Annotated in this window: 8 protein-coding genes; 3 read left to right on the top strand and 5 right to left on the bottom strand. The window is 54.7% G+C overall.

Annotated features, from left to right (window positions below; genetic code table 11):
- The first annotated feature begins 1 nt into the window (after position 1).
- Positions 2-1,072, top strand: coding sequence for a glycerophosphodiester phosphodiesterase (gene glpQ, locus ABLV12_RS13925; protein WP_004114182.1), 1,071 nt, complete (start codon positions 2-4; stop codon positions 1,070-1,072).
- Between the two features lie 71 nt (positions 1,073-1,143).
- On the opposite strand, the gene yfaE is transcribed toward glpQ, so the two are convergent.
- From yfaE to ubiG, 4 genes are all read right to left on the bottom strand, one after another.
- Entirely contained in the window at positions 1,144-1,398 is a 255-nt protein-coding gene (gene yfaE, locus ABLV12_RS13920) for a class I ribonucleotide reductase maintenance protein YfaE (protein WP_004104002.1), read from the bottom strand.
- Entirely contained in the window at positions 1,398-2,528 is a 1,131-nt protein-coding gene (nrdB, locus tag ABLV12_RS13915) for a class Ia ribonucleoside-diphosphate reductase subunit beta (RefSeq protein ID WP_004104001.1), read from the bottom strand. Before nrdB ends, yfaE begins: the two co-directional genes overlap by 1 nt.
- A 101-nt stretch (positions 2,529-2,629) precedes the next feature.
- A complete protein-coding gene (nrdA, locus tag ABLV12_RS13910; RefSeq protein WP_004104000.1) occupies positions 2,630-4,915 on the bottom strand; it encodes a class 1a ribonucleoside-diphosphate reductase subunit alpha in 2,286 nt (761 codons plus the stop codon).
- A 344-nt stretch (positions 4,916-5,259) separates the two neighbouring features.
- The gene (gene ubiG, locus ABLV12_RS13905) at positions 5,260-5,988 is read right to left on the bottom strand and encodes a bifunctional 2-polyprenyl-6-hydroxyphenol methylase/3-demethylubiquinol 3-O-methyltransferase UbiG (RefSeq protein ID WP_004114176.1); all 729 of its coding nucleotides are present in this window, start codon (positions 5,986-5,988) and stop codon (positions 5,260-5,262) included.
- A 184-nt stretch (positions 5,989-6,172) separates the two neighbouring features.
- On the opposite strand from ubiG, the gene gyrA reads away from it, so the two are divergent.
- Positions 6,173-8,806 carry a DNA topoisomerase (ATP-hydrolyzing) subunit A gene (gene gyrA, locus ABLV12_RS13900; protein ID WP_348867113.1) on the top strand — a complete coding sequence of 878 codons (2,634 nt, stop codon included), beginning with the start codon at positions 6,173-6,175 and terminating at the stop codon, positions 8,804-8,806.
- Between the two features lie 131 nt (positions 8,807-8,937).
- Positions 8,938-11,784 (top strand): two-component system sensor histidine kinase RcsC, encoded by a 2,847-nt coding sequence (gene rcsC, locus ABLV12_RS13895; protein ID WP_348867112.1) that lies wholly within the window; start codon positions 8,938-8,940, stop codon positions 11,782-11,784.
- 44 nt (positions 11,785-11,828) lie between these two features.
- Here the strand turns inward: rcsC and rcsB are convergent, their stop codons facing one another.
- The gene (rcsB, locus tag ABLV12_RS13890) at positions 11,829-12,479 is read right to left on the bottom strand and encodes a response regulator transcription factor RcsB (protein ID WP_004103995.1); all 651 of its coding nucleotides are present in this window, start codon (positions 12,477-12,479) and stop codon (positions 11,829-11,831) included.
- Positions 12,480-12,490 lie beyond the last annotated feature (11 nt).

Here is a 12,490-nt window from a genome sequence, read left to right as displayed (position 1 = left end):
GATGAAAAGTCAATTAACCACCCTGATGAGCGGAGTGCTGCTGGCCGCCACGGCGCTCTCCTTCAGCGCCGTGGCGGGAGAGAAAATCGTTATCGCCCACCGCGGCGCCAGCGGCTATCTGCCGGAACATACCCTGCCGGCGAAAGCGATGGCCTACGCGCAGGGGGCGGATTACCTTGAGCAAGACCTGGTGATGACCAAAGATGACCGGCTGGTGGTCCTGCATGACCACTATCTGGATCGGGTGACCGACGTGGCCCAGCGTTTTCCGCAGCGGGCGCGTAAAGATGGCCGCTTCTACGCTATCGACTTTACCCTCGCAGAGATAAAGTCGCTGAAGTTTACCGAAGGGTTTGAACCGAAAGATGGCAAGAACGTGCAAACTTATCCGGGTCGCTTCCCGATGGGGAAATCTGATTTCCGCATTCATACCTTTGAAGAGGAGATTGAGTTTGTCCAGGGGTTAAACCATTCGACCGGCAAAAACATCGGCATCTACCCGGAAATCAAAGCGCCGTGGTTCCACCATCAGGAAGGCAAGGATATTGCCGCCAGCACGCTGAAAGTGCTGAAGGAATATGGTTACACCGGCAAGCAGGATAAGGTGTATCTGCAGTGCTTTGACGCCAACGAGCTCAAGCGTATTAAGCATGAGCTGGAGCCGAAAATGGGGATGGATCTCAATCTGGTGCAGCTTATCGCCTATACCGACTGGAATGAGACCCAGCAGCGGCAGGCTGACGGCAAGTGGGTGAACTACAGCTATGACTGGATGTTCAAACCAGGGGCAATGGCGCAGATCGCCCAGTACGCTGACGGTATTGGTCCGGACTACCATATGCTGGTGGCGGAAGGCTCGAAACCGGGAGACGTGAAGCTGACGGCAATGGTGAAAGAGGCGCACGCCAGCGGCATGCAGGTACATCCATACACGGTTCGCGCGGATCAATTGCCTGACTACGCCATCGACGTCAATCAGCTCTATAACGTGCTGTACCATCAGGCGGATGTCGACGGCTTGTTCACCGATTTTCCGGATAAAGCCGTGCAGTTTCTGCACGCTAAGCAGTAAAAAGCCGGGTTTACCCGGCCTGTGAACGGCAGTTTTGTCGGGCGCATAAGCGTTATGCCGCCCGACAAAACTTACATCTCAATTTCGATATCGCCTTTTGCCCGGCAGCAGCAGGGCAAAATCTCTCCCGGCTGGACAAACGCCAGCGGCTCGGTGAGCCAGTCAACCTGACCGGAAACCAGCCGCAGACGACACGATCCGCAGTATCCTTCGCGGCACTGATACTCCACGTCGATATTGTGCGATTCCAGGGCCGCCAGCAGGGAGGGATGTTCATCCTGACACTCAAGGCGAGTGTCAGAAATCTTCAAGAAAATGCGTTTCATCAGAGCTGGAAGTTGCTCAGATCGTCAGCGTCGACTTCGGAATCGATCTGCCCGACCAGATAAGAGCTGACTTCCACTTCCTGCGGCGCGACCTGCACGTTATCGGACACCAGCCAGGTGTTGATCCACGGGATCGGGTTGGAGCGGGTCTGGAACGGCAGATCGAGACCTACCGCCTGCATGCGGATGTTAGTAATGTACTCAACGTACTGGCAAAGAATATCTTTGTTCAGGCCGATCATCGAACCGTCGCGGAACAGATAATCCGCCCACTCTTTCTCCTGCTGTGCCGCCAGCACGAACAGGTCGTAGCACTCCTGCTTGCACTCTTCGGCGATTTCCGCCATTTCCGGATCGTCAACGCCGGAGCGCAGCAGATTCAGCATGTGCTGAGTGCCGGTCAGGTGCAGCGCTTCGTCACGGGCGATCAGACGGATAATCTTGGCGTTACCTTCCATCAGCTTGCGCTCGGCAAAGGCGAAAGAGCAGGCGAAGCTGACGTAAAAACGGATGGCTTCCAGCGCGTTCACGCTCATCAGACACAGGTACAGTTTCTTCTTCAGCTCGCGCAGGTTCACGGTAATGGTTTTACCGTTCACGCTGTGGGTGCCTTCGCCCAGCAGATGCCAGTAGCTGGTCAGCTCAATCAATTCATCGTAATAGCTGGAAATGCCTTCCGCGCGTTTTTGGATCTGCTCGTTGGTGACGATATCGTCAAATACCATCGCCGGATCGTTAACGATATTGCGGATGATATGGGTGTAGGAGCGCGAGTGGATAGTCTCCGAGAACGCCCAGGTTTCAACCCAGGTTTCCAGCTCAGGAATGGAAATCAGCGGCAGCAGGGCAACGTTCGGGCTGCGTCCCTGGATCGAGTCCAGCAGCGTCTGATATTTCAGGTTGCTGATAAAAATGTGTTTTTCGTGTTCCGGCAGCGCCTGGTAGTCGATACGGTCGCGGGAAACGTCAACCTCTTCCGGACGCCAGAAGAAGGAGAGCTGTTTTTCAATCAGCTTTTCGAAGATGTCATATTTTTGCTGATCGTAGCGGGCGACGTTCACCGGCTGACCAAAAAACATCGGCTCAAGCAGCTGATCGTTTTTAGTCTGAGAAAAAGTGGTATATGCCATTGAAGTGAGTCCTGTTGAGATTGTATCGCCCGGCGGCAGTGAGTTTGCCGGGCCTACAAAACCTTAGGCCGGGCCAGCATCGCGCCGCCCGGCAAAAAAACTTAGATCTTACATGCGCCGCTTTCGCAGCCGTCGTCCTGAATAGACGGCGCCAGGTCATCCTGGGCATCTTCCGCGCCATCGCGAGTGTTGTGATAGTACAGCGTTTTGACGCCGAACTTATAGGCATTGAGCAAGTCTTTCAGCAACTGCTGCATCGGCACTTTGCCTGACGGGAAGCGCGTCGGGTCGTAGTTGGTATTGGCGGAAATCGACTGGTCGATAAACTTCTGCATAATACCGACCAGCTGTAAATAACCGTCGTTGTTCGGCATTTCCCACAGCAGCTCGTAGCCGTTCTGCAGTTTTTCGTAATCCGGCACCACCTGGCGCAGGATACCGTCTTTTGACGCTTTGATGCTGACGTGACCGCGCGGCGGTTCAATGCCGTTGGTGGCGTTGGAGATCTGCGAAGAGGTCTCGGACGGCATCAGCGCGGAGAGCGTGGAGTTACGCAGGCCGTGCGTTTTGATCGACTCGCGAAGCCGCTCCCAATCGTAGTGCAGAGATTCGCTGACGATAGCATCCAGGTCTTTCTTGTAGGTATCGATCGGCAGAATGCCTTTTGCATAGGTGGTTTCGTTAAACCACGGGCACGCGCCTTGTTCGATCGCCAGCTCGTTAGAAGCTTTCAGCAGATAGTACTGAATCGCTTCGAACGTTTTATGCGTCAGGTTGTTAGCGCTGCCGTCGGAATAGCGTTTACCGTGCTTCGCCAGATAGTAGGCAAAGTTAATCACGCCAATACCCAGCGTACGACGGCCCATCGCGCCGCGTTTGGCCGCCGGGATCGGGTAGTCCTGGTAATCCAGCAGTGCATCCAGCGCGCGAACGGCCAGCACCGCCAGCTCTTCCAGCTCATCCAGGCTATCGATAACCCCGAGGTTGAAAGCGGACAGGGTGCACAGCGCAATTTCACCGTTCTCGTCGTTTACATCTTCCAGCGGCTTGGTCGGCAGGGCGATTTCCAGGCACAGGTTGGACTGGCGCACCGGCGCGACAACCGGGTCAAACGGGCTGTGGGTGTTGCAGTGGTCCACGTTCTGGATGTAGATACGACCGGTGGAGGCACGCTCCTGCATCATCAGCGAGAACAGCTCTACGGCTTTAATGCGCTGCTTGCGGATGCTGTCGTCCTGCTCGTATTGGGTATACAGGCGCTCGAACTCGTCCTGGTCGGCGAAGAACGCATCGTACAGGCCCGGAACGTCGGATGGGCTGAACAGGGTGATGTCTCCGCCTTTCAGCAGGCGAGTGTACATCAGCTTGTTGATCTGTACGCCGTAGTCCATATGACGAACGCGGTTGGCGTCGGTACCGCGGTTGTTTTTCAGCACCAGCAGGCTTTCGACTTCCAGATGCCACATCGGGTAGAAGAGGGTGGCGGCACCGCCGCGGACGCCGCCCTGCGAGCAGGATTTCACTGCGGTCTGGAAGTGCTTATAGAACGGAATACAGCCGGTGTGGAAAGCTTCACCGCCGCGAATCGGGCTACCCAGCGCGCGGATGCGGCCGGCATTGATGCCGATACCGGCGCGCTGAGAAACGTATTTAACAATCGCGCTGGAGGTCGCGTTAATAGAATCCAGGCTATCACCGCACTCGATCAGCACGCAGGAGCTGAACTGACGGGTCGGGGTACGCACGCCGGACATAATCGGCGTCGGCAGCGAGATTTTAAACGTCGACACCGCGTCATAGAAACGCTTGATATAGTCCAGACGCGTCTCGCGCGGATAGTTGGAGAACAGGCAGGCGGCCACCAGAATGTACAGGAACTGGGCGCTTTCGTAGATCTCACCGGTGACGCGGTTCTGTACCAGATATTTGCCTTCGAGCTGCTTAACCGCAGCGTAGGAGAAGGTCATATCGCGATCGTGCTCGATGAACGAATCCATCTGCTTGAACTCTTCTTCCGTGTAGTCTTCCAGCAGATGAGTATCGTATTTGCCGTTTTTCACCATTTTCGACACGTGGTCGAACAGCGCTGGCGGCTCAAACTGGCCGTAGGCTTTTTTGCGCAGGTGGAAAATCGCCAGACGAGCGGCGAGATACTGGTAGTCCGGCGCGTCGCGGGAGATCAGATCCGCAGCGGCTTTGATAATGGTTTCGTGAATATCGGCGGTTTTAATGCCGTCATAGAACTGAATGTGGGAACGCAGTTCTACCTGGGAGATGGATACGTTATTCAGCCCTTCTGCCGCCCAATCCAGCACGCGGTGGATTTTGTCGAGATTGATGCGCTCGGTGCTACCGTCGCGCTTTGTCACCAGCAGACTCTGATTCATGTGGTTTATACCTGTCCGTGAAAGAAAATATCCCCCACTTATCCACAGATCGCCGTTGTGACTAACTCTGTGGATAAATACTATATGTAGGGGGTGGTCGATAAAAGAAACGCTATATGGTGAGTATTCTAGTAAGGATTCTTTTGAGTACAAGAGTTGATTTTGACGTTAAATTGAGGTTGCGGAAGGGTGATAATCGCGAAATCCACGCCCCATAAGGCCTGGAGAAGATGTCAATAAATCTGAAAAAAAAATGAAAATTTGATCGAGTGCTGATTTCTTCATCGGAAGAAATAATCACGCGGCTTGATGCCGCGCAATCATCATAGGAAATACTGCTGACGTTATGCTTTTTTCGCCGTTGTATGCAACATATAGTTAACATCCACCCCCGGCGCCAGCTTGAAGGTATTGGTCAGCGGATTGTAATGAAGACCGGTAATGTGCTGCTCTTTCAGAATTGTCTCATCCACCCAGCCGAGCAGCTCCGCTGGTTTAATGAATTTCTTCACATCGTGGGTTCCCTTCGGCACCATCTTCATGACGTACTCGGCGCCGACAACCGCCATCAGCCAGGCTTTACCGTTACGGTTAATGGTAGAGAAGAATACCTGGCCGCCAGGCTTGACCAGCCGCGCGCAGGCGTGAACGACCGACTGCGGGTCCGGCACGTGCTCCAGCATCTCCATGCAGGTGACGACATCGTACTCCCCGGCGTGCTTCGCCGCGTGTTCTTCCACGGTTTCCTGGACATAGTCGACCTGAATACCGCTCTCCAGGGCATGCAGTTTCGCGACCTGAAGCGGTTCAAACCCCATATCCAGACCAGTAACCGTAGCGCCTTCCCGGGCCATGCTTTCTGCCAGGATGCCGCCGCCGCAGCCGACATCCAGCACTTTCTTACCAAACAGGCCGCCTGAGCGCTCCGCAATATAGCCAAGACGCAAAGGATTAATGCGATGTAACGGTTTGAATTCGCCCTCTAAATCCCACCAGCGCGATGCGACGGCTTCAAATTTAGCGATTTCATTATGATCAACATTGTGGGCCACCGACGGTTTTTCGGCATTCATGGGCGCTATTACTCCTGTTCAGTTCAGACCGGCAAGTATATCAGGCCTCCGCGATGAATAAACCGTCTATCCCTGTCCCTGTCACAGCGCGAAAATCATTGGGTATAGGTTTACCCGTATCACCGCGGCTGTGTTATAATTTGCGACCTTTGAATCCGGGATACAGTAGAGGGATAGCGGTTAGATGAGCGACCTTGCGAGAGAAATTACACCGGTCAACATTGAGGAAGAGCTGAAGAGCTCCTATCTGGATTATGCGATGTCGGTCATTGTTGGCCGTGCGCTGCCGGATGTCCGAGATGGCCTGAAGCCGGTACACCGTCGCGTACTATACGCCATGAACGTATTGGGCAATGACTGGAACAAAGCCTATAAAAAATCTGCCCGTGTCGTGGGTGACGTCATCGGTAAATACCACCCTCATGGTGATACTGCCGTATACGACACCATTGTACGTATGGCGCAGCCATTCTCCCTGCGTTACATGCTGGTAGATGGCCAGGGTAACTTTGGTTCGGTCGACGGCGACTCCGCCGCAGCGATGCGTTATACGGAAATCCGTATGTCGAAGATCGCCCATGAACTGATGGCCGACCTCGAAAAAGAGACGGTGGATTTCGTCGATAACTATGACGGCACGGAGAAAATCCCTGACGTTATGCCGACCAAAATCCCGAACCTGCTAGTCAACGGTTCGTCCGGTATCGCGGTAGGTATGGCGACCAATATTCCGCCGCACAACCTGACCGAAGTGATCAACGGCTGTCTGGCCTACGTTGAAAACGAAGACATCAGCATTGAAGGGCTGATGGAACACATTCCCGGCCCGGACTTCCCGACCGCTGCGATCATCAACGGTCGCCGCGGCATTGAAGAGGCCTATCGTACGGGTCGCGGAAAAGTGTACATTCGCGCCCGCGCGGAAGTGGAAGCTGACGCGAAGACCGGCCGCGAAACCATCATCGTGCATGAAATTCCGTATCAGGTGAACAAAGCGCGCCTGATTGAGAAAATCGCCGAGCTGGTCAAAGACAAACGCGTTGAAGGCATCAGCGCGCTGCGCGACGAGTCTGATAAAGATGGCATGCGCATCGTGATTGAAGTGAAGCGCGATGCGGTGGGTGAGGTGGTGCTTAACAACCTCTATTCGCAGACTCAGCTCCAGGTCTCCTTCGGTATCAACATGGTTGCCCTGCACCATGGTCAGCCGAAGATCATGAACCTGAAAGAAATTATTGCCGCGTTCGTGCGCCACCGCCGCGAAGTGGTGACCCGTCGTACTATTTTTGAACTGCGTAAAGCCCGCGATCGCGCGCATATCCTCGAAGCGCTGGCGATTGCCCTGGCCAACATCGATCCGATTATCGAACTGATTCGCCGCGCGCCGACTCCGGCGGAAGCGAAAGCAGCATTAATCGCGCGTTCATGGGATCTGGGCAACGTTTCCGCTATGCTGGAACGCGCAGGCGATGACGCCGCTCGTCCGGAATGGCTGGAGCCTGAGTTCGGCGTACGCGACGGTCAGTACTACCTGACCGAACAGCAGGCGCAGGCGATTCTGGATCTGCGTTTGCAGAAACTGACCGGTCTTGAGCATGAAAAACTGCTCGATGAATACAAAGAGCTGCTGGAACAGATTGCGGAACTGCTGCACATTCTGGGCAGCGCCGATCGCCTGATGGAAGTTATCCGTGAAGAGCTGGAGCTGGTCCGTGAACAGTTCGGCGACGCGCGTCGTACCGAGATCACCGCTAACAGCGCGGATATCAACATCGAAGACCTGATCAACCAAGAAGATGTTGTCGTGACCCTTTCGCATCAGGGCTACGTGAAGTACCAGCCGTTAACCGATTACGAAGCACAGCGTCGTGGCGGTAAAGGTAAATCTGCGGCGCGTATAAAAGAAGAAGACTTTATCGACCGCCTGCTGGTGGCCAACACCCACGACACGATCCTCTGCTTCTCCAGCCGCGGGCGTCTCTACTGGATGAAGGTTTATCAGCTGCCGGAAGCCAGCCGCGGCGCGCGCGGGCGTCCGATCGTCAACCTGCTGCCGCTTGAAGCCAACGAACGTATCACTGCGATTCTGCCGGTACGTGAGTACGAAGAGGGCGTGAACGTCTTTATGGCTACCGCCAGCGGTACCGTGAAGAAAACGGCGCTGACCGAATTCAGCCGTCCGCGTTCTGCCGGTATTATCGCGGTTAACCTCAACGAAGGCGACGAGCTGATTGGCGTCGATCTGACCTCCGGTCAGGACGAAGTTATGCTGTTCTCCGCCGCCGGTAAAGTGGTGCGCTTTAAAGAGGACGCCGTCCGCGCAATGGGCCGTACCGCTACCGGCGTACGCGGCATCAAGCTGGCCGGCGAAGATAAAGTGGTTTCGTTGATCATTCCGCGCGGTGAAGGGGCCATCCTGACCGTTACGCAGAATGGCTACGGTAAACGTACCGCGGCTGATGAGTATCCAACCAAGTCGCGTGCGACCCAGGGCGTAATCTCAATCAAAGTGACCGAACGCAACGGTTCCGTGGTGGGCGCGGTGCAGGTTGATGACTGCGACCAGATTATGATGATCACCGATGCGGGCACGCTGGTACGAACCCGCGTTTCCGAGGTGAGCATTGTCGGCCGTAACACTCAGGGCGTGATCCTGATTCGTACCGCGGAAGATGAAAACGTGGTCGGTCTGCAGCGCGTTGCTGAGCCGGTTGATGACGAAGAGCTGGATGCCATCGACGGCAGCGCGGCGGAAGGCGAGGAAGATATCGCGCCGGAAGCGGACACTGACGATGACATCGCCGAAGATGAAGAGTAATTCTCTGCGGTAATTGTTCTGAAAGGGTCGGGCTCATCCCCGGCCCTTTTTGTTTTCCCGTTGCGGGACCGTAGTTTTATCGTTACCTTAACGCCATTCTGTTGAGCCCCTGACGGCCGAGCATCGCCACATTGAAATATCTAGCTTCTTTCCATAACACGTTAAAAGTTTCACGCTATCTGTTCAGAGCGCTGGCGGTACTGCTGTGGGTGCTGGTCGCTTTTGTTTCGGTGTTTTACATCGTCAACGCTTTGCACGATCGGGAATCGGAAATTCGCCAGGAATTTAACCTCAATGCCGATCAGGCGCAGCGCTATATACAGCGTACGGCCGACGTGATTAAGGAGCTGAAATATGTTGCCGGTAATCGGCCGATAGATGGCGGCGAAGGCGGCGATACGCCGGCCCAGCGCGGCAATATTTCAATTCCTGATTTTGAACCGCTCTATCCGGATTCCGACTGTGCGCTGATGAGTTCCACCTGGCGTAATTCGCTGCAGTCATTGGCGTGGTTTATGCGCTACTGGCGCGACAATTTCTCCACGGCCTACGACCTCAATCGTATTTTTTTGATTGGTAGCGACAATCTGTGCATGGCCAACTTCGGCCTGCGTGATATCCCGCTGGAGCGGGACCAGGCGCTTAAAGTACTGCATCAGCGCATTGAGCAGTATCGCGACGCGCCGCAAAACGAGCGAGGCAATAATCTGTTCTGGATAAGCCAGGGCGTGCGCCCGGGCGTTGGCTATTTCTATGCGCTCACGCCCATCTATGTGGCGAATCGTCTGCAGGCGATGCTTGGCGTAGAGCAAACCATTCGTATGGAAAGTTTCTTTACCCCGGGCAGTTTGCCGATGAACGTGACGATCCTTGACGATAATGGACAGTCGCTGATTTCACTTGCCGGATCGAATAGCAATATCAAACCGGACGCGAAGTGGATGCAGGAGCGTCTGTGGTTTGGCTATACCGCGGGTTTTCGCGAGCTGGCGATGAAAAAAAGCCTGCCGCCGTCATCCTTAAGTATTGTCTATTCGGTGCCGGTAGATCAGGTGCTGGAACGCATTCGGATGCTGATACTGAACGCGGTGGTACTCAATCTGCTCACCGGCGCGCTCCTTTTCGCCCTCGCCCGAATGTATGAACGACGGATTTTTATTCCGGCCGAAAATGATGCCCAGCGCCTGGAAGAGCATGAGCAGTTCAACCGCAAAATCGTTGCCTCCGCGCCGGTGGGGATCTGTATTTTACGTACCCTCGACGGCACCAATATCCTGAGTAACGAGCTGGCGCATAACTATCTCAACATGTTAACTCATGAGGACCGGCAGCGGCTGACGCAAATTATCTGCGGCCAGCAGGTAAACTTTGTCGATGTGCTGACCAGCAATAATACCAACCTGCAAATCAGCTTTGTCCATTCGCGCTATCGCAACGAGAACGTGGCGATCTGCGTACTGGTGGACGTATCGGCGCGCGTCAAAATGGAAGAGTCCCTGCAGGAGATGGCCCAGGCCGCCGAGCAGGCCAGCCAGTCGAAATCGATGTTCCTCGCCACCGTCAGCCACGAACTGCGTACGCCGCTGTACGGGATTATCGGCAACCTCGATCTCTTGCAGACCAAGGAGCTACCGAAGGGCGTCGATCGTCTGGTGACAGCGATGAACAACTCTTCCAGCCTGCTGCTGAAAATCATTAGCGATATTCTCGATTTCTCTAAAATTGAGTCCGAGCAGCTTAAAATTGAGCCGCGGGAGTTTTCGCCACGTGAGGTAATGAACCATATCTCCGCCAACTATCTGCCGCTGGTGGTGCGTAAACATCTTGGGCTGTACTGCTTTATTGAGCCAGACGTTCCGCAACTGATGTCCGGCGATCCGATGCGCCTGCAGCAGGTTATTTCAAACCTGTTGAGTAATGCGATTAAGTTTACCGATACCGGCTGTATTGTCCTGCACGTAGAGCGGGCGGATGATTATCTGCGCATCAGCGTACGCGACACCGGCGAAGGGATCCCGGCGAAAGAGGTGCTACGCCTGTTCGATCCGTTCTTCCAGGTCGGTACCGGCGTGCAGCGCAACTTCCAGGGAACCGGGCTCGGCCTGGCGATTTGTGAAAAGCTTATCAGCATGATGGATGGCGATATCGCCGTCGAAACCGAACCGGGTATGGGCAGTCGATTCACTATTCGTATCCCGCTTTATGGCGTGCAAAATACGCCGCCGCTGAATATTGATGGCCTGGCTGAAAAATGCTGCTGGCTGGCGATTGATAACAGCTCGCTGGCGGTGTTCGTCGAGCAGTTGCTGAACTTCCACGGCGTTCCTGTCCGTCGTTTTGACGGGCAAACGCCGGGAGCGGAAGATATTCTGTTAACCGATAGCGAGACGCATGAAGCCTGGGCTGGCTGCGCGATGGTGATCTTCTCTCGTCGGCATATCGGTATTCCGCAAGAGCGTGCACCCGGTGAGTGGCTGCATAGCGTCGCCACGCCGCACGAGCTACTGCCGCTGCTGGGACGCATCTTCCATATTGCCGTAGCCAGTGCGGATAACGGCCCTGCGCTAGCTGCCGCGGACGCGCAAAACGCCAGCAATGATGACATGATGATTCTGGTGGTTGACGATCATCCGATCAACCGTCGCCTGCTGGCCGATCAGCTTGGATCGCTGGGCTATCAGTGCGTGACGGCAAATGATGGGATCGATGCGCTGAATGTCCTGAGCAAACAGCATATTGATATCGTGCTCAGCGACGTCAACATGCCGAACATGGACGGCTATCGCCTGACTCAGCGTATTCGCCAGCTGGGGCTCACGCTGCCGGTGATTGGCGTTACCGCCAACGCGCTGGCGGAAGAGAAGCAGCGCTGCCTGGAATCCGGTATGGACAGCTGTCTTTCTAAGCCGGTCACGCTGGAGATCATTAAGCAGACGTTAACGCTCTACGCTACGCGGGTACGTAAGGGAAGGGAGTAGAGAAGCTTCCCGGATAACGCCGCGCTATCCGGGAAGAAAAGAGTTTAGTCTTTGTCGGTGGAGCTCAGGGAAACGGAAGAGAGGTAGTTCAGCAGGGCGATGTCGTTTTCCACGCCGAGCTTCATCATCGCCGATTTTTTCTGGCTACTGATGGTTTTGATGCTGCGGTTGAGCTTTTTGGCTATCTCGGTGACCAGGAAGCCTTCAGCGAACAGGCGCAGCACTTCACTCTCTTTCGGCGACAAACGTTTGTCGCCGTAACCGCCGGCGCTGATTTTTTCCAGCAGGCGCGAAACGCTCTCCGGAGTGAATTTTTTGCCTTTTTGCAGCGCGGCCAGCGCTTTAGGCAGGTCGGTTGGCGCCCCCTGTTTCAGGACAATCCCTTCTATGTCCAGATCCAGAACCGCGCTAAGGATCGCCGGGTTGTTATTCATCGTCAGTACAATGATTGACAGGTCCGGGAAATGACGCTTGATGTATTTGATAAGCGTAATGCCATCGCCGTATTTATCACCGGGCATGGATAAATCGGTAATCAGGACATGTGCGTCCAGTTTTGGCAGATTGTTGATTAATGCGGTGGAGTCTTCAAACTCGCCGACAACGTTCACCCACTCAATTTGTTCAAGTGACTTACGAATACCGAACAGTACGATCGGATGGTCATCGGCAATAATTACGTTCATATTGTTCATGTATTAGGCTA

Origin of the sequence: Klebsiella sp. CN_Kp100 (genome assembly GCF_040065315.1) — a bacterium.
In the GTDB taxonomy this organism is placed as follows: Bacteria; Pseudomonadota; Gammaproteobacteria; order Enterobacterales; family Enterobacteriaceae; genus Klebsiella; species Klebsiella oxytoca.
This window is presented reverse-complemented; position numbering and strand designations above follow the sequence as displayed.

What these genes read in the sequence shown, in the direction of transcription:
- rcsB (WP_004103995.1), bottom strand. Translation starts at nt 12,479, where the DNA reads ATGAACAATATGAACGTAATTATTGCCGATGACCATCCGATCGTACTG.
- nrdA (WP_004104000.1), bottom strand. Translation starts at nt 4,915, where the DNA reads ATGAATCAGAGTCTGCTGGTGACAAAGCGCGACGGTAGCACCGAGCGC.
- ubiG (WP_004114176.1), bottom strand. Translation starts at nt 5,988, where the DNA reads ATGAATGCCGAAAAACCGTCGGTGGCCCACAATGTTGATCATAATGAA.
- gyrA (WP_348867113.1), top strand. Translation starts at nt 6,173, where the DNA reads ATGAGCGACCTTGCGAGAGAAATTACACCGGTCAACATTGAGGAAGAG.
- glpQ (WP_004114182.1), top strand. Translation starts at nt 2, where the DNA reads ATGAAAAGTCAATTAACCACCCTGATGAGCGGAGTGCTGCTGGCCGCC.
- yfaE (WP_004104002.1), bottom strand. Translation starts at nt 1,398, where the DNA reads ATGAAACGCATTTTCTTGAAGATTTCTGACACTCGCCTTGAGTGTCAG.
- nrdB (WP_004104001.1), bottom strand. Translation starts at nt 2,528, where the DNA reads ATGGCATATACCACTTTTTCTCAGACTAAAAACGATCAGCTGCTTGAG.